At 75.1% G+C, this 16,984-nt stretch carries 16 protein-coding genes; 3 read left to right on the top strand and 13 right to left on the bottom strand.

All coding sequences use genetic code 11. From position 1 onward, the window contains the following. Positions 1 to 450 precede the first annotated feature (450 nt). Both ACIBQZ_RS11230 and ACIBQZ_RS11225 read right to left on the bottom strand, forming a co-directional pair. Positions 451 to 1,590, bottom strand: coding sequence for a PQQ-binding-like beta-propeller repeat protein (locus tag ACIBQZ_RS11230; protein WP_396088432.1), 1,140 nt, complete (start codon positions 1,588 to 1,590; stop codon positions 451 to 453). A 74-nt stretch (positions 1,591 to 1,664) separates the two neighbouring features. After that, a complete protein-coding gene (locus ACIBQZ_RS11225) occupies positions 1,665 to 2,378 on the bottom strand; it encodes a GntR family transcriptional regulator (RefSeq protein ID WP_396088753.1) in 714 nt (237 codons plus the stop codon). Between the two features lie 158 nt (positions 2,379 to 2,536). On the opposite strand from ACIBQZ_RS11225, the gene ACIBQZ_RS11220 reads away from it, so the two are divergent. Further along, positions 2,537 to 3,697, top strand: coding sequence for a carbohydrate-binding protein (locus ACIBQZ_RS11220; protein ID WP_396088431.1), 1,161 nt, complete (start codon positions 2,537 to 2,539; stop codon positions 3,695 to 3,697). A 19-nt stretch (positions 3,698 to 3,716) separates the two neighbouring features. Here the strand turns inward: ACIBQZ_RS11220 and ACIBQZ_RS11215 are convergent, their stop codons facing one another. From ACIBQZ_RS11215 to ACIBQZ_RS11205, 3 genes are all read right to left on the bottom strand, one after another. After that, complete coding sequence (locus ACIBQZ_RS11215; RefSeq protein ID WP_396088430.1) at positions 3,717 to 5,057, bottom strand: M1 family metallopeptidase; 1,341 nt, start codon at positions 5,055 to 5,057, stop codon at positions 3,717 to 3,719. After that, positions 5,054 to 8,956 (bottom strand): Pls/PosA family non-ribosomal peptide synthetase, encoded by a 3,903-nt coding sequence (locus tag ACIBQZ_RS11210; RefSeq protein WP_396088429.1) that lies wholly within the window; start codon positions 8,954 to 8,956, stop codon positions 5,054 to 5,056. Before ACIBQZ_RS11210 ends, ACIBQZ_RS11215 begins: the two co-directional genes overlap by 4 nt. A 143-nt stretch (positions 8,957 to 9,099) precedes the next feature. Then, positions 9,100 to 9,747 carry a TetR/AcrR family transcriptional regulator gene (locus ACIBQZ_RS11205; RefSeq protein ID WP_396088428.1) on the bottom strand — a complete coding sequence of 216 codons (648 nt, stop codon included), beginning with the start codon at positions 9,745 to 9,747 and terminating at the stop codon, positions 9,100 to 9,102. Positions 9,748 to 9,805: 58 nt separating this feature from the next. Here ACIBQZ_RS11205 and ACIBQZ_RS11200 point away from each other — a divergent pair, with 58 nt between their 5' ends. Then, positions 9,806 to 10,762 carry an LLM class F420-dependent oxidoreductase gene (locus tag ACIBQZ_RS11200; protein WP_396088427.1) on the top strand — a complete coding sequence of 319 codons (957 nt, stop codon included), beginning with the start codon at positions 9,806 to 9,808 and terminating at the stop codon, positions 10,760 to 10,762. Here the strand turns inward: ACIBQZ_RS11200 and ACIBQZ_RS11195 are convergent. From ACIBQZ_RS11195 to ACIBQZ_RS11175, 5 genes are read right to left on the bottom strand one after another with little or no spacing between them, the layout of a single operon-like run. Next, positions 10,743 to 11,561: an anti-sigma factor domain-containing protein gene (locus tag ACIBQZ_RS11195; protein WP_396088426.1), complete on the bottom strand. Its 819-nt coding sequence runs from the start codon at positions 11,559 to 11,561 to the stop codon at positions 10,743 to 10,745. The two genes, ACIBQZ_RS11200 and ACIBQZ_RS11195, sit on opposite strands and share 20 nt — an antisense overlap. Next, positions 11,558 to 12,223, bottom strand: a complete 666-nt coding sequence (locus ACIBQZ_RS11190) for an RNA polymerase sigma factor (RefSeq protein WP_396088425.1) — start codon at positions 12,221 to 12,223, stop codon at positions 11,558 to 11,560. The genes ACIBQZ_RS11195 and ACIBQZ_RS11190 overlap by 4 nt, the downstream gene beginning before the upstream one ends. Further along, positions 12,220 to 12,666 (bottom strand): Rieske (2Fe-2S) protein, encoded by a 447-nt coding sequence (locus tag ACIBQZ_RS11185; protein ID WP_396088424.1) that lies wholly within the window; start codon positions 12,664 to 12,666, stop codon positions 12,220 to 12,222. The genes ACIBQZ_RS11190 and ACIBQZ_RS11185 overlap by 4 nt, the downstream gene beginning before the upstream one ends. A 48-nt stretch (positions 12,667 to 12,714) precedes the next feature. Next, the gene (locus ACIBQZ_RS11180; protein WP_396088423.1) at positions 12,715 to 13,287 is read right to left on the bottom strand and encodes a DUF6529 family protein; all 573 of its coding nucleotides are present in this window, start codon (positions 13,285 to 13,287) and stop codon (positions 12,715 to 12,717) included. Positions 13,288 to 13,320: 33 nt separating this feature from the next. Beyond that, positions 13,321 to 14,028, bottom strand: a complete 708-nt coding sequence (locus ACIBQZ_RS11175) for a hypothetical protein (RefSeq protein WP_396088422.1) — start codon at positions 14,026 to 14,028, stop codon at positions 13,321 to 13,323. Between the two features lie 188 nt (positions 14,029 to 14,216). Here ACIBQZ_RS11175 and ACIBQZ_RS11170 point away from each other — a divergent pair, with 188 nt between their 5' ends. Next, the gene (locus tag ACIBQZ_RS11170) at positions 14,217 to 15,116 is read left to right on the top strand and encodes a sensor histidine kinase (protein ID WP_396088421.1); all 900 of its coding nucleotides are present in this window, start codon (positions 14,217 to 14,219) and stop codon (positions 15,114 to 15,116) included. Here the strand turns inward: ACIBQZ_RS11170 and ACIBQZ_RS11165 are convergent. From ACIBQZ_RS11165 to ACIBQZ_RS11155, 3 genes are all read right to left on the bottom strand, one after another. Then, positions 15,079 to 16,221 (bottom strand): hypothetical protein, encoded by a 1,143-nt coding sequence (locus ACIBQZ_RS11165; protein WP_396088420.1) that lies wholly within the window; start codon positions 16,219 to 16,221, stop codon positions 15,079 to 15,081. The genes ACIBQZ_RS11170 and ACIBQZ_RS11165 overlap by 38 nt on opposite strands. A gap of 4 nt (positions 16,222 to 16,225) precedes the next feature. Continuing rightward, positions 16,226 to 16,561: a hypothetical protein gene (locus tag ACIBQZ_RS11160; RefSeq protein WP_396088419.1), complete on the bottom strand. Its 336-nt coding sequence runs from the start codon at positions 16,559 to 16,561 to the stop codon at positions 16,226 to 16,228. An 86-nt stretch (positions 16,562 to 16,647) separates the two neighbouring features. Further along, the gene (locus ACIBQZ_RS11155; protein WP_396088418.1) at positions 16,648 to 16,953 is read right to left on the bottom strand and encodes a WXG100 family type VII secretion target; all 306 of its coding nucleotides are present in this window, start codon (positions 16,951 to 16,953) and stop codon (positions 16,648 to 16,650) included. Between the last annotated feature and the right edge of the window lie 31 nt (positions 16,954 to 16,984).

The following is a 16,984-nucleotide window of genomic DNA, read 5'->3' as shown; positions in this document are numbered from 1 at the left end:
CGTCTCCATCCACCGGCGGGCTGGTGCGGGACCGGAAAGAGGGTGCAGAAGATCGAGCGATGTCCACGGTGCGGCTCCGCTTTCCGCGATGTGCCGCACGACTTTCGTCGGATACGAGCAATGTATGTATCCCATTGACGAAAGTAAAGGTGATGAACCTAAAAGCAGGGGCGCGCGTAACCTCGCTGAAATTGGCGGAGACCAATGTTTGCGCAGTTCAGCACCGGCGCATCCGGGCCGCCGGGACTACCGCGAAGAGGTCCGCCGGCGGAGGGAGGACCGATGCCCCGGATCGGCCGGCTCCTCGCGGTGGCCGGGCTGGGGTGGCCGGGCTGGTCGGCTACGTCGGGCTGCGGGCGCACGGCGCGCCGCAGGACGTGGTCTCGTTCCGCGACATCAGGATCAGGGACCTGTCCGACCGCGACCGACGGCCGCCCACGGCACGCCGGGTCAGCGCCGCGCCGGGGCGAAGGCCACGATCTTCTCCAGCAGGGCCTTGGTGAACACCCGGCCGCCGCCGACCGTGACGTCGCCGATGCTGATCCGGCTCCAGATCCGCACCCGGCTCAGCACGACGCCGGTCGAGGCGCGCGTGGCGACCAGGTACGCCGGCCCGGCGCCCTGCCGGGTGGGCGACTGCTGGAAGTAGACGACGCCGTTGTCGACGGTCAGGGTGCCCCGCGGGTGGATGCCGCTCGACCAGCGGCGGCGCCCGGTCGGGTCGTACGCCGCGTACCGCGCCCCGGAGGTGGCGAAGATCCCGTACGGGCTGGGGTAGGCGGCGGTGTACCCGGCGTTCTCGCCGGCCCACGCGGGGCTGCCGTCCCGGACCGCGTAGGCCCGCAGGGAACCGTCCGCGACGTACGCGTGCGTGGCGTCCAGTGCGATGCCGCTGCCCCCGGCGACGGTCCGCGACCACAGCAGACCGCCGGTCACGGCGTCGAGGACCGTCAGGGTGGACGTGCCGCCGGTGTTGATCAGCACCGCCGCGTGCCCGGCGGTGGCGACGGACTTCACGTACCCGCCGGGCAGGGAGTACGACCAGGCCGGGGTGCCGTCGGCGGCGTTCCAGCCGAAGACGGTGGTGTGCGCGCACTCGACGTCGCACCCGGACCGGGACACGGTGATCAGGCGGCGGCCGGCCGGCATCGGTGATTGCGGGAATTGCTCGCCGGGCTGGGCCCGGCTCCACAGCACCCGGCCGTCCGGGCGGAAGGCCCAGACGTGCGTCTGCTCGCGGTAGGTGGCGACGTACAGGCTGCGCCCGTCCGCGGCCGGCCGGTATCCCATGATCGAGTCGATCGCCCCGGTCGCGAACGGCAGCCGCCGCCCGGTGCCGGCGTCGCGGCGGACCACCCGGACCAGCGAGCGGACCTTGGCGGGATCGGCGACCCCCTCCAGGTGGTAGGTCGCGCCGGCCAGGTAGACCGGGGCGGTCACGATGCCGGCCGCGGCGGGGCCGACGCTCCAGGCCATCCGCAGCCGGGCGGCGCCGGCCGCGTCCGGCCCGGTGACCGGGGCCGCGCCCGCCGGGGCAGCCCCGGCGAGGAGCGTCAGGCAGGCGAGAGCGGTGACCGCGATCCTGTGCATGACCGTACGATCGTCGCCCGCACCGGCCCGGGCCCGCCGGACGCGCCGACGGTCACCCGGGCGGGGCCGCCCGATCAGCCCGAGTCCGGGCCGAACCGCAGGTGGTTGGTGATCCGGTAGCGGTCGCCGCGGTAGACCGACCGGGCGAACTCGACAGTCCGCCCGCGTTCGTCGCGCGTGGTGCGCTCGAACAGCAGGGCCGGGGAGTAGAGCGGCACGTCCAGCAGCCGCGACTCCTTCCCGTCGGTGACGGTGGGCTCGGTGGTCTGCACCGCCTCCACCGGCCGGACGCCGTGCCGCTGCCGCAGGTGCCGGTAGAACGAGCCGGCGGCGAGGTCAGCGGCCGTCAGGCCGGGCGCGACGGCCAGCGGCACGTGGATCTCCTCGAGCGCCATCGGGCGGCCGTCGACGATCCGCCGCCGCAGCGTGCGGACCACGTCGTCGCCGGGCGACACGCGCAGCCGCATGCCGAGCCGGGCGCCGGCCGCGAGCACACCGAACTCCAGCACCTCGCTCTGCCACTCGCCCTCCGCGGGCGGCAGCGCGGCCGCCGCCGGGACCTCCTGGGAGATCTTGCGGGGATGCGTGAACGTGCCGCGGCCGTGCCGGCGGATCAGCAGCCCGTCGCTCGCCAGCTCCTCGATCGCGGCCCGGATCGTCGGGCGGGAGGCGCCGAGCTCGTCGCTGAGGTCGCGCTCGGACGGCAGCGGATCACCCGGCTCGCAGGCGCCGATCAACGCCAGCAGTCGTTCCCGCACCTCGGCCCGCCGCATCACCACTCCGCCCATGTTGGCCACTGGTCATTCTCCTGGCAAGGGCACCGGTTCCGCCAGGCCCCGATTTAAGCCTGAGCACAGGAAACAACCATTGACGGCCACCACTGGAAGGAGTCTTATCTATTTACCACTGGTAAACCCCACCCCCCGAACCCGAGGAGCCCTCCCCCATGGGCAGACCACGCAAGATCGCCGTCGGCGCCACCGTCGCCGCGACCGCCGCCGCCCTCGCCGGCTTCGCCGTCGCCGCCGCCCCGAGCAGCAGCGCGGCCACCGCGTGCGGCGTGCTGTTCGACGACTTCGCCTACTCGTCCCGGACAGACCCGGCGCTGGGCCAGCGCGGCTGGAGCATCCGTGGCGCCGCCGGCGGTCCCGGCGTGCCCGGCGCGAGCTGGCTCGCCGACAACGTCTCCTTCCCCACCGTGGACGGCCAGCGGGTCGCCCAGCTCACCGCGCGGACCGACGGCACCGCGGGCGGCACCTCGCACGCGGAGTTCTCGCAGAGCAACCGCCGCTTCTTCGAGGGCACCTACCTGGCCCGGATCAAGTTCGCGGACGCCCCGGCCACCGGCCCCGACGGCGACCACGTGAACCAGACCTTCTACACGATCTCCCCGCTGGCCGCGCCCCGCGACCCGAACTACTCCGAGATGGACTTCTCCGAGTACCTGCCGAACGGCGGCTGGGGCGAGGCGGGACCGATCAACTACCAGACCACCTGGTACACCTACGTCGCCGACCCGTGGTACGCGGACAACCAGCACAGCCAGCAGGCACGCAGCATCAACGGCTGGCACGACGTGCTGGCCACGGTCGCCGGCGGGCACGTGCGGTACTACCTCGACGGCGTGCTGGTCGGCGACCACTCCGGCAAGGTCTACCCGCGGCAGAACATGTCGATCGACTTCAACCAGTGGTTCATCGACCTGGCCGGGCACAGCGGCGGCACGGCCGTCTACCAGCAGGCGATCGACTACGTGTACCACGCGAAGAAGCAGGTGCTGAGCCCCGCGCAGGCGGCGGCAGCGATCACGGCGTACCGGTCGGCGGGCCGGACCCACGCCGACACCGTGGTGACGGCGAACGACTGCGACCCGGGCAGCACCCCGCCACCTGCCACCACGCCGACGACGACCGCGCCGACCACCCGGCCGCCGACGACCGCCCCCACCACGGCGCCACCGGCCGCCGGGGCGTGGGCGCCGGGCGTGGCGTACGCCCAGGGGCAGATCGTCACCTACGGCGGCCGGCGCTATCAGTGCCGCCAGGCGCACACGTCGCTGGTGAGCTGGGAGCCGCCGAACGTGCTGGCCCTCTGGCTGCCGCTGTAGCCGCCGGATCCCGCACAGGTCAGCGGGGCAGCGGGGGCAGCGCCGGGCGGTCGAGCCAGGCGGTGAACAAGCCGTCCAGGGGCTCCCTCGCGAAGCGCTGGGCGTGCGCCCGGAACTGCCCGGTGGTCACGGTGCCGTGCCGGTGCTCGGCGACCCACGAGCGCAGCAGGGCGAAGAACGGCTCCTCGCCGATCGTCCGGCGGACGGCGTGCAGGGTCAGCGCGCCGCGCTTGTAGACCAGCGGGTCGAACATCCGGTCGATGCCGGGGTCAGCGACGATCACGTCCGCCGGGCGGGCCGCGATCCGGGTGTGCCACTGGACGGCCAGGGCGTCCGCCGGCAGGTCGCCGCTGACCCCGGACCACAGCCATTCGGCGTAGGTGGCGAAGCCCTCGTTGAGCCAGATGTGCCGCCAGTCGGCGACCGTGAGGCTGTTGCCGAACCACTGGTGGGCCAGCTCGTGCACGATCAGCCGCTCGTGGGTGCGCCGGCCGTCGACGTGGTTGCGGCCGAAGACCGCCATGCCCTGCGCCTCGACCGGGTCGTCGAGGTCGTCGTCGGCGACCACGACGACGTACTCAGCGAACGGGTACGGCCCGAGCAGCCGCTGCAGGGCCGCCATGATCTCGCCGTGCCGGCCGAAGTCGCGGGCGACGGCGGCGCGCAGCCGGGGCGGGATCGCGGCGCGCTGCACCACCCCGCCGACCGCCAGCTCCACCAGCTCGTAGCGGCCGATCTGCACGCTCATCAGGTACGGCGAGGTCGGCTCGCGGCGCTCGTACACCCAGGTGGTGCTGCCCGCGCCGCGCCGCCGGGAGACCGGATCGCCGGTCACCAGCACCGTGTACGGCGTAGCGGTCGTCAGCGCCACCCGGAAGGTCGCCTTGTCACCGGGCTCGTCGTTGCACGGGAACCACGACGGCGCCCCGTTCGGCTGGCTGGCCACGAGCACCCCGTCGGTCAGCTCGTCCCAGCCGATGTCGCCCCACCGGCCGGAGATCGGGACCGGCTTGCCCGCGTACCGGATGTCCACCCGGAAGGTGTCGCCGGCGCCGATCGGGCGCTCCGGGCTGATCTGCAGCTTGTGCCGGCGATGGGTGTACTTCGCCGGGCGCCCGTCCACCCGCACGGTCTCCACCCGGAAGCCGCCCAGGTCGAGGGTGAAACGCGACAGCGGCTGGACGGCCACCGCGGTCAGCGCCGCCCGGCCGGCCAGCCGGTTGGGCACGATCCGGTAGTCCAGGTCGAGGTCGTAGTGCAGCACCCGGTAGCCGCCGTTGCCGTGCTCGGGCAGGTACGAGTCGGTGGACCGGTCGGCGCCGGGCGTGGCGCCGCGAGGCACCGCCGCCTTCGGGGTCACGCCGGCCGCGTGGCCGGGGCCGGCCAGGTCGCGATCGGGTTGCCGAGCCAGCGGCTGTCGGCGGGCACCGCGTCACCGCGGGTCACCAGCGAGCCGGGCCCGACGGTGGTGCGCGCGCCGATGCTCGCGCCGGGCAGCACGATGCCGTGCGGGCCGAGGGCGGCGCCGGCGTCCAGGGTCACCTGATCCATGCTCATCACACGATCATGGAACAGGTGGGTCTGCACCACACAACCGCGGTTCACCGTGGCGCCGTCGCCGAGCCGCACCAGGTCGTACTCGGGCAGCCAGTAGGTCTCCAGCCACACGCCGCGGCCGATCCACGCGCCGAGCGTGCGCAGCCACGCCGTGAGCAGCGGGGTGCCGGTCGCGATGCGGACCAGCCACGGCGCGGCGAGCACCTCGACGAAGGTGTCGGCGAGCTCGTTGCGCCAGACGAAGGAGGTCCACAGTGCCCGCTCGGCGACCCGGAACCGCCCGACCAGCAGCCACTTCGCGGCCGTGGCGGTCGCGCCGGCGATGAGCGCCGCGGCGAACAGCACCGGCCCGGCGGCCAGCCCGGCCGCCCACCAGCCGGCGCTCTGCCACACCGCGGCGAGCGCGGCCAGCACCCCGGCCGCCAGCACGGCGGCGCACATCACCGGGACGATCCGGCACAGCTCGATCGCGGCCCGGGCCAGCTTCAGCCGCAGCGGCGGGTCGAAGGTGCGGCTGGTGTCGGCCGCCTCGACGGTGCGGCGCAACGGCATCGGCGGCGCGCCGAGCCACGACGAGCCCTTCTTCGCCTTGCGCGGCGCCGACGACAGCACCCCGACCAGGCCCCGCTTGGGCACCGACCGGCCGGGCGCCGTCATCCCGGAGTTGCCGAGGAACGCCTGTTTGCCGATCCGGGCCGGGGCGACCCGCAGCCACCCGTGGCTCAGCTCGTAGGTGGCGACCATGGTGTCGTCGGCCAGGAACGCCCCGTCGGCGACCGTGGTCATCGCCGGCAGCGCGAGCACGGTGGACGCCTCCACCCCGCGCCCCACCTTCGCGCCCAGCAGCCGCAGCCACACCGGCGTGAACAGGCTGGCGTAGAGCGGGAACAGCCCCACCCGGGCCATCCCCATCAGCCGCTCGGTCGCCCACACCTGCCACGCCACCCGCCCCTGCACGGCGTGGTAGCCGGCGCGCAGGCCGATGCTGAGCGCCCGGACGGCGACGAGCACGAGCACCGCGTAGCCGACGACGTACGCGACGGTCGCCACCGCGACGGCGGCGAGCAGGGCACCCACGGTCGGCCGGTGGGCGAGCGTCCAGCCGACCAGGGCCACGCCCGGCAGCGCGGCCACGACCGGCACCAGGCCCAGCAGCTGCGCGGTCAGCCCGTACGCCGTGATCCAGAAGCGGGACCGGATCCGCGAGCGCGGCGGACGCTGCGCCGGCCATCCGGCGGGGTCCTTGCCGGCGGGCGCCGCCGGCGAGCCGGCCCAGCGCTGGTTCGCCGGCACGGCCCCGGCCACGGTCGAGCCGGCGGCGATCCGCGCGCCCTTGCCGATCCGCGCGCCGGGCATCAGCGTGCTGCGGGAGCCGACCCGGGCGCCCGCGCCGACCCGCAGCTTGCCGACCCGGACCACGTCGCCGTCGACCCAGTGGCCGGACAGGTCGACCTCCGGCTCGATGGCCGCGCCGCGACCGAGCTTGAGCAGCCCGGTGACCGGCGGGGCGGAGTGCAGGTCGACGTCGGGACCGATCTGCGCGCCGAGCGCGCGGGCGTACGTGGTCATCCAGGACGCCCCGGCGACACCGGTGGCGCCGGTCAGCTCGGCGAGCCGCTCGGCGGCCCACAGCCGCAGGTGCACGCTGCCGCCGCGCGGGTAGCTGCCCGGGCGGACGCCGCGCAGCAGCAGCCGCGCTCCCCCGGCCGCCAGGCCGATCCGGCCGAGCGGGCTGAACAGCAGGGCCCAGCCCAGCGCCACCCACCACCAGGACACGGCCGGCACCCACGGCGCCGGCGCGACCAGCGTGAGGACGTTGCCGAGCGCGGCCAGCGCGGTCAGCCAGCGGAGCCCGACCAGCGCCAGCATCGGCAGCATCAGCACGGCCTGGATCAGCCCGGCCCGGCGCGGCGTCGGCCGGACCTCGCGGCGTGTGGCCGTCGTGCTGTCGAGCGTGTCGAGCACCGCGGCGAGCTGCGCCAGCCGCGGGTGCAGGTAGATGTCGGCCACCGAGACCCGCGGGTGCCGGCGGCGGATCCAGGCCACCAGCTGCGCCGCGTTCAGGCTGCCGCCGCCGTGGTTGAAGAAGTCGGCGTCCGCCTCGGTGGGGCGCAGGCCGAGAATCTGCTCCCAGCCGCCGGCGAGCCACTGCTCGGTGGCGGTCAGCTCGCCGGCCGCGTCCGCCGCGGTCGCCAGGGGCCAGGGCAGCGCGGCCCGGTCCACCTTGCCGGAGGTGCGGGTCGGCAGGTCCGGCACGACGGCCAGCAGCGGGACGAGCGCGGCCGGCAGCTGCTCGCGGATCCGCAGCGCGGCCTGCGCGGCGTCGAAGCTCGCACCCTCGCGGGGCACGACGTAGCCCACCAGCAGCTGGTTGCCGGCCGCGGTCCGCTTCACCGCGGCGGCCGCGCCCACGACGCCGGGCAGCGCCTGCAGCGCGGCGTCGACCTCACCCAGCTCGATCCGGCGCCCGCCGAGCTTGACCTGCTCGTCGCCGCGGCCCAGGAACAGCAGCCCCTCGGGCTCCGCGCGGACGATGTCACCGCTGCGGTACGCCCGCGTCCAGCCGAGTGCGGGCAGCGCCGCGAACTTCTCGGCGTCCTTGCCGGCGTCCAGGTAGCGGGCGAGACCCACGCCGCCGATGACAAGCTCGCCGGACCCGCCCATCGCGACCGGCTCACCGGCGGCGTCGACCACGGCGAGCTCCCAGCCGGCCAGCGGCAGCCCGATGCGCACCGGCCCCTCGCCGGTCAGCCGCGCGGCGCAGGCGACCACGGTCGCCTCGGTCGGCCCGTACGTGTTCCAGACCTCGCGCCCCTCGACGGCCAGGCGCTCGGCCAGCTCCGGCGGGCAGGCCTCGCCACCGAAGATCAGCAGCCGCACCTCGTCCAGCGCCTCGACCGGCCAGAGCGCGGCGAGCGTCGGCACCGTGGAGACCACGGAGATGCGCTGCTCGGCCAGCCAGGGCCCCAGGTCGACGCCGCTGCGGACCAGCGACCGCTCGGCCGGCACCAGGCAGGCGCCGTGCCGCCAGGCCAGCCACATCTCCTCGCAGGACGCGTCGAAGGCCACCGACAGCCCGGCCAGCACCCGGTCGTGCGGGCCGATCGCCTCGTCGGCGTCGCCGGCGAGGAACAGCTGCGCCTCGGCGTCGACGAAGGCCGCCGCCGCGCCGTGGCTGACCGCCACGCCCTTCGGGGTGCCGGTCGATCCGGAGGTGAAGATGATCCAGGCGTCGTCGGCCGGGCCGGGCCGGCCGATCCGGCCCCCGGGGGCGCGGCGCAGCGCCACGGTCAGCCCGTCACCCAGCACCGCGGCCACGCCCGCCTCGGCGAAGACCAGCTCGGCGCGTTCCTCGGGGTCGTCCGCGTCGACGGGCACGTAGGCGGCGCCGGCCGCGAGCACGCCGAGAATCGCGAGGTAGAGCTCCGCCGTACCGGAGGAGACCCGGATGCCGACCCGGTCGCCGGCGCCGATGCCGTGGCCGGCCAGCCGCTCGCGCACGGCGTCGACCTCGTCGGCCAGCTCGCGGTAGGTCAGCGCGGTGCCGCCGCTGTCGAGGGCGCGGGCGGTGGGGTGGGCGCGCACGGTCTCGTCGAGGACGTCGACGAGGGTGCGACGGGCCGCGGCCGGCGGGGAACGGAACACCGCGGGGGTGACGATCGGAGGGAGCGTGACAAAGTGCAGATCGGTTGTCACGGTCACCGGGCGTGCACCATTTTCACCTCGCGGGTCGGCGTGGACCAGGCATGCGGTGAGCTCACCCGCCCTGGGCGACCTTCAACGCTACGTCGCGGAAACGTGAAACACGGCGGTTACCGCGGATTCGTGGCGAGAGCCACAGCAGGTCAGACGCCCGGCGCAGCGGTCGGGCCGGCCCCGGCCGGGGTGGTGAGCAGCGCGCCGGCGGCCCGGGTGGCCCGGGCCGCGATGTCGTCGACCGTGCCGGCGTGGCGGGCGAAGAAACCGTCGGCGAGCAGCGACGTGTAGCCGTGCGCCACCGCGATCGTCGCCTCGACGAGCAGCACGGCCTCCCGGTGCGAGGGGGCCTCGGTCGCCAGGGCCAGGTCGAGCAGCGTGGTCATCAGCGCGCGGGTCTGCTCGCGACGGGCGTCGTCCCGCAGTCCGTACAGCTCGGCGGCGTAGATGACGTGGAGGCCGGCGCCGGTGCGGGTCACGTACCGGACGTAGGCGCCGGCCACCGCGGCCAGCCGGGCGGCCGGGTCGGTGCCCGCCGCGTCCGCGGCGGCGATCACGGCGGCACGCAGCTCGCCGGCGGCCCGTGCCGAGACCGCGCCGAGCAGGTGGTCACGGTCCGGGAAGTGCCGGTACGGCGCGGCCGAGCTCACCCCCAGCCGGCGCGCCACCGCGGCCACCGAGAAACGCTCCAGGCCGGCCTCGGCGAGCTGGTCGAAGCTGGCGTCGATCAGCGCGGCGCGCAGGTCGCCATGGTGGTAGCGCCGTTCCGCCGACACGCCCGCCTCCCGGCTTGCCATCCAGGTAAGAGGGCTCTTACATTAGCAGGTGATAGCTCTCTTACCTGGTGGAGGCACTGTGAGCATCCGGCTCGGGTACCAGATTCCGAACTTCACCTATCCCGGCGTCCCGGTCGAGGACACCTTCGACACCGTCGCCGCGCAGGCCCGGGAGGCCGAGGCGGCCGGCTTCGACACCGTGCTGGTGATGGACCACTTCTACCAGCTGCCGGGCATCGGCGCGCCGGAGAACGCGATGCTCGAGGCGTACACGACGCTCGGCGCGCTGGCCTCGGTCACGTCGACCGTGCAGTTGTCCACGTTGGTCACCGGGAACACGTACCGCAATCCCGCGCTGCTGGCGAAGACCGTGACCACCCTCGACATGGTCTCCCGGGGCCGGGCCATCCTGGGCATCGGCGCCGGCTGGTTCGAACGCGAGCACCACGACTACGGCTTCGAGTTCGGCACCTTCGGCCAGCGCTTCGAACGCCTCGAGGAGGCGCTGACCATCATCACCCCGATGCTCAAGGGCGAGCCGGCCACGCTCGACGGCAAGTGGTACACCGCGCGGGGCGCGATGAACAACCCGCGGCTGCGGCCGACCGTGCCGATCATGCTGGGCGGCAGCGGCGAGCAGAAGACGTTCCGGCTGGCCGCGCGCTTCGCCGACCACATGAACATCATCTGCGACGTCACCGACCTGGCCCGCAAGGTCGGCGTGTTGCGGCAGCGGTGCGAGGAGATCGGCCGCGACCCGGCCACGCTCGCGACCAGCTACCTGGTCATGGGCATGGTGGGCGAGACCGGGCAGGAGGTGAGGGAGCTGGGCGGGACGGTGCCCGAGGACCGGCGGAACCGGGCGTTCCTCGGCACCGCGGAGCAGGTCGCCGAGCAGCTGCACGAGCAGGTGCTGGGCGCCGGGATCGACGGCATCACCATCAACCTGATCCGCAACGGGCACCGGCCCGGCGTGGTCAGCCGCGTGGGCGCCGCGCTCAAGCCGCTGGTCGCGGTCACAGCTGACCGACCATGACCAGCACGCCCGGAGCCTGGCCCGCGCCGACGCGTTGCTGGGTGACCTCGATCCGGCTGAACTTGCGCAGCGGCACCCCGGACCAGAGCTCGACCTGACCCGGCTGGTGCATGTGGAAGGTGCCCAGCGGCACCATCTCGGCACCGGCCACGGCCCAGCCCTGGTAGTAGACGTCCGGCCCGGCGGGGGCGAGCCCGGTGATGTCGGCGACCAGGCGCCAGCCCGCGTCGCGTTCGATCGCGCGCATGGTGGCGCGGGCACCGGGCGCGGCGCTGGTCCCGGTCAGCTGGATCACCGCGATCTGCCGAGAGGGGCCGTCGTCGCCGCGACCCAGCAGGTCGCCGCCGAACATGACGACGGCCAGCAGCACCGCGGCCAGGGCGCCGGCGACACCGAGCGCCAGCCGCGGCGGGGTCCAGCGCGGTCGCGGCAGGGTCCGGCGCAGCCGGGGCCACCGCCGGCGCCGGACGGCAACCGGTTCATCCACCGGCGGCGCCGGCTCCGGCTCAGCGGCCGGGACCGGCTCGACGGCCGGGTCCCGCTCCGGCTCGACGGCCGGCAGCGGCTCGGTGGTCGGCAGCGGCTCGGCGGTCGCGGCCCGGATCTCGGCCAGCAGCGCCGCGGGCAGGGTCGCGGGGGCCGCCGGCGTCTGCCAGGTGCCCGGGTGGCCGAGCAGCGCTCCGACCCGGGTGACCATCCTGGACTCCCAGGCGGCGTCGCCGGCGGCCTCGGCCTGCGGGGCGGGACTCAGCAGCGCCTCCAGGGCCTGCGCCCGGCGCGCGATGACGTCGTCGCTCATGGTCGGCCTCCTGCCGCTACCCCGTCGGTCGCGCCGCCGCCGGGATCGCCGGCCGGGGCGGCCTCCGGCTCGTCGAAGAGATGGCTCAGCGTCCCGGCGAGCCGCCGGTGGGCGCGGTGTGATCGCGACTTCACGGTGCCCACGGGTATGCCCAGATGCTCGGCGATCTCGCCGTGCGTCAGCTGGTAGTAGTGCGCTAGCCGGACGATCGCGGCCTCCTCCGGCGGCAGGGCCTCGACGGCCCGGCGCACCTCCCAGACCTCCCAGAGCCGCTCGGCGGAGAATCCCTCCACCGCGATCTCCGGGTCCTGCGCCGTGGTGGCCGGGCCGCGCCGCTCGCGCCGGTAGACGTCGATGGCGGCCTTGCGGGCGATGCCGAAGACCCACGCCGCCAGGCTCCGCTGCGGATCGAACCGCTCGCGGCTGCGCCACAGGCCGATGAAGGCCTGCTGGGTCGCCTCCTCGGCGAGGCCCGGGTCGGCCAGCATGTTCACCGACAGCCCGAAGACCGGCCCGCGGAACGCCGCGTAGACGGCGGCGAAGCCTTCCTCGTGGCCCTCGGCGAAACTGCCGGCCAGCGGCGCGTCATCCATGGTGGTGCCGATCGTACTTCGTCGATCCATCGTCGCCGTGCCGCCCGGCGTGTGGTCCGTGTCGGTCACGGGAGCAGGATGGTGTCGCCGGCCACCGTGACCGGCAGTTCCGGGAGCGGTCGGCGGGCCGGCCCGGAGACCACCGAACCGTCCGCGACCGCGAACTTGCTGCCGTGACACGGGCAGGTGAGCGTGCCGCCGGCGAGCTGGTCGACCGCGCAGCCCTGGTGGGTGCAGACCGTGGAGAAGGCGCGGACCCGACCGCTCTCCGGCCGGGAGAGCACCACCCGTTCGGCGGCGAGGATCCGGCCGCCGCCGACCGGGATCTCGTCGAGGCGGGCCACCGGCCGCGGACCCGCCGAGGCGCCCGACGCCACGGGAGCCGGCGGCGGCGCCGATTCCTCGTACACCTGGCAGCCGCTCAGCACCGCGGCACCTGTCGCGGCGAGGACCGCGCGCCGCCCGGCACAGCGGGGCCGGCACTCCGGTTCGGGATCGGTGGTGTCGCCCATGATCGATGCCTTTCGGTCGGGCGCGGCGCGGGCGGGTGCCCGGCCCGGTCAGAGCCGGAAGCCGGTGGTGGTGAAGAACCACAGGGACGAGCTGAGCCAGAGGACGACCAGCGCGGTGAAGGTCACCGCCCCGGCGATCGGCAGCGCCCAGCCGGGCAGTCCCGAGCGGGGCAGCAGCAGCATCTTGGCGGTGAACGCGCCGAAGAACAGGCAGCCGGCCAGCGAGTGCAGCAACGTGCGCGGGTCGGAGAACCGCAGGCCCAGCGCGTACAGGCAGTGCACGGCGACCGGCACCGCGCTCAGGAAGGCGGCGCGGCCGGACCATCGGTGCAGGCCGCCGATCCAGGACGGGGCGTGGATCCGGGGCAGCTTGCCGTACATCGCCAGGGCGGAGCCGAGCTGGACCAGGGCGAGGGTGGCCGCGAGCGTGGTCAGCCAGACCTTGACGGTCAGCGGGCCGGAGAAGCCGGCCAGGTTGACGCCGATCCCGGTCGGCGGGTGCAGGTTGCCGTACACCCCGAGGGTGATCGCCACCAGGCCGCCGATCAGCACCGGGACGACCAGGGCGGCGTAGCCCGCGGGCGGCGCGGCGGGTGGGTCCGTGGGGTCGGCGCCCGGCATGGTTCCTCCTGGCATCGTCGCGCTCCGGCCCGGTCACCGGGTCGGGTCGGCCGGGGCGGCGGCCACCGTGCTGCCGTCCACCGTGGCCCGGCCCGTCGTGACGTCGAGCTGCGACGGCCGGGTCAGCCGTCCGCCGACGGTGGCGAGTCCGACCTGGGTGCCGTCCGCCAGGACGATCCAGCCGCCGACCACCTTGGCGCCGCGGACGTCCGTGGCGGCCCGGTACAACCCGGAGGGCTTGCGGACCGCCTTGATGTCCACATCCGACGTCCGGCCGCCGATGGTCACCTTACCGACGGCCTGCTTCTTGTCGATGGTTCCGGTGAAGGCGGCGCCCTTCTTGCCGGTGAGGTCGAGCTTGCCGTCCCGGGCGGTGCCCTTGAGCCACGCCTCGGTCCGGCGGCCGTCGCAGAGGTAGGCGATCGCCTTGCCGTCCTTGACGTTGAGCGCGAGCACCCCGGGCTGCAACCGGCCGGCCCAGGTGCCGTCGGGGGTTTCCCGCTGCGCCAGCGGTTCCTTGTCCACCGTGGCCGGGGCGCCCGGCGGGCTCGCCTGGGCGCCGTCCGGCACCGGCACGACGCCGGCGCCGGCCGCCGGCACGCTCGGCGACCCGCCGGCCACCGCGGCCGGCGCCGGCTGCGCGGCGGTGCCGCTTCCCGACGCCTGCATGCTGAGCAGGAACAACACCGCCGCGACGGCGATGCCGGCCAGCAGGGTGAGCAAGGGGCCGTTGCGCTTCATGACATCTCCCCGGTCGGGCCGTGCGGCATGGATCGACTGGCGTACATGAGCAGGTTCGCGGTGCGGGGCCGTTCGGTTCCCGTCCTACCAGATTTTTCCGCCGAGAACCGATCACCGGGTCGGCGCCGAAGTACCGATCAGACGCCGCGGCCGAGCACCGGCGGCGGCCGTACGGGCAGGGGGATGTGATGACGGCGATGGGCTACGCCCCGCAGCAGCTTGCGCACGACGGCTGCGTCCGCCCGGCGGTGGACCCGCCGGTGACCCGGGTGACCTCGGGTCCGGCGCCGCCGCTGGTGGTGCTCGCGGCCCAGTCCGTGGCGGTCGTGGCCGCCGCGCCGCTGATCGTGTGGCTGGTCCCGGCGGGACCGGCCCGGGTGGACTGGTGGACGGCGGTGCTGGTGGCTCTGGTGATCGCGGCCGGGACGGCCGCGGTGCAGGCCCGGGCCCGCTCGGCGGCCTACCGGGCGGGTTGTGCCGCCGAGCGTGCCCGCCTGCTGCGCTCCCTGCACGACACGGCCCTGCAGTCGCTGGAGACGATGGCGCTGGCCGCCGACGCGGACCGGGTCGCCCCGGCCGAGGCGCTGACCGAGCTGCGCGGCACGGCCCGCCGCCAGGCCGCGCTGCTGCGGCGCAGCCTGGGCGAGGTGAACGGCGCGGGGCCGGGACACTCGCTGGTGGCGCTGCTGGGCGAGGTCGTCGACGAGGCGCCGGCCGACGGGCCCCGCATCGAGCTGATCGCCGGCGCGGATCTGCCCGAGCCCGCGCCGTGGCGGCGGGAATGCCTGCGCGACGCCACCCGCGAGGCGCTGGTCAACGTCGTCAAGCACGCCGCCGCCCGGCACGTGGTGGTGCGGGTCGCCGCCGCGGCCGACGGTGTCGAGGTGGTCATCCGCGACGACGGCCGCGGCTTTGCTCCCGAACGCACCACGCCGGGCTTCGGCACCCGCCAGTCGATCACCGCCCGGGTCCGGGAGGCCGGCGGGGACGCCGGGATCACCTCCCGGCCGGGCGGCGGCACCCGGGTCCGGCTCTGGATGCCGGCCCGGCTCACCACCACACCCCGCCGGCGCCGTCCTCGCCGATGACCGACGAGGTCACCACCGCGGGCTCTCCCCAGACGTCCTCGGTCTCCACCAGCCACTGCGGGATGCGCCGGCCGCCGCCGCTGTCGGCGCCGGCCATACCCATCGGCATCATCGGCATCATCGGCATGCCGCGCAGCCCGTGGGCGGCGCCGCCGGCACCGCCGCCGGTCGCCGCCGCGATGCCGGCGGCCTGGCCCGGGCCCGGTCCGGGGCTCACCGGCTCCGGCCCGGCGGGCAGCGCGGGCAGGCCCACGCCACCGCCGATGCCGCCCAGGGCCGGGCCGCCGCCGCCACCCAGGCCGCCCAGGCCGCCCAGGCCGCCCAGGCCGCCCAGGCTCGACAGGGGCGGGCCGCCGCCCGCCGGCACCGCGCCGGTCGGCTCGACGGCCTTCGGCGGCGGGACGGCGTTCGCGACCGGCTCCGGTGCGCCTGTCCCGGGGCGGCTCCCGGTGCGGCGGGCCAGCAGGCTCGGCACGAACGGCCGCCCGAGCACCGCGCTCGCGGCGGCCAGCCCGGCCGGCAGCATCCCGCCGAACAGCGGCGGACGGGCGCCCGGGGCCGTACCGGCCGGGTTGCCGAAGACCAGCTCGCCGGGCGGCAACGGGCCGGCGGACACCCCGGACGGGCCGGCCAGCGCCGGGTCCGCCGCGCCGGGCAGCAGCTGCGACAGCGTCTCGTTCAGCTCGGCGGTGACCGCCAGGTACCGCTCGGCGAGCTGAGCCATGATCAGGATGGCCTGGCGGCGGGCCGCCTCGCCGGAGACCGCGGGCATGCCGGTCCAGGCGGCGTGCAGGGCCTCGCCGGCCGCGTACAGCAGGTCGCGGGCCTCCTGGGCGGTGGCCGCGACCCGCTGGATCCCCTGCAGCAGCTCGCCCATCATGGTCCGGTACCGGTCGGCGGCGCCGCCGGTCCAGCTCGCGGTGAGCGTGCCGGACCGGTCGGCGATGTCCTGCGCGCGTTCGTGCAACGCGGCAGCGACCGCGGCCCAGGCGTCACCGGCGGCGACGACCTCGTTCGGGTTGCTGGCCGCCAGGACCCGGATCAGCTCCTCGTGCGGGTAGCGGGAGAAGTCGGTCCAGATGTCCGGTGGATCCGCGGCGCGCATCGGGTCACCCCCGGCCGGACAGGGACTGGTACGAGTCGGCGACCGACTCGTCAGCGGCCTGGTAACCGGTGGCCACGGCCCGGGTGACCTCCTCGGCGAAGCCCACCGCCACCGCGACCGCGTAGGCGAGCTGGTTCATCCGCAGCGCGGCGGCGGTGTGCGCCTCGCGCAGCGCGAACGCCTCGGCGAACGCGCCCGGTTCCAGCGGATCGGCGCCCAGCGCGGCCAGCCGGTCGGCCGGGTGCCGTACGGCCTCACGCTGCGCCGCCAGCTCGTCGGCGAGCCCGAGCAGTTCCCGCGGACGTACCTCGAACGAGCCGGCACCGGGATCGCTGTGCACAGCCGCCTCCTCGGATCGGTGCGGCAGTGCCACCCGGCGCGGCGGACCGCCCGCGTGGCACTGCCCTGGGGGTACCGGGACAGGTGTCAGCTGAAGAAGCTGGTGTTCTTGTTCTCCAGCGCCAGCTGGAGGTCGTGCGCCTCGTTGGTCTTGGCGGAGAACTGGGCGATCACGGCGGTGATGTCGGCGATCGCGGCGCGCAGCCGGGTCTCGCTCTGCTCGGCGGCCTGACCGGCGGAGCTGCCGGAGGCGTACCAGGTTTCCTTGATCGGCATGAGCGACTGCTGCAGGCTCGCCATGGTGGCCTCGAGTCCCTTGGCCTTGACGGACAGCGAGTCGGCGGCGGCCCGCAGCGCGGCGAAGTCGACGTTGATGACGTCAGCGGATGGCATGTCGGTGAACCCTTCTGGGAGTTACTGCGGT

It is taken from the genome of Actinoplanes sp. NPDC049599, from assembly GCF_044465625.1.
Taxonomy (GTDB): domain Bacteria; phylum Actinomycetota; class Actinomycetes; order Mycobacteriales; family Micromonosporaceae; genus Actinoplanes.
This window is presented reverse-complemented; position numbering and strand designations above follow the sequence as displayed.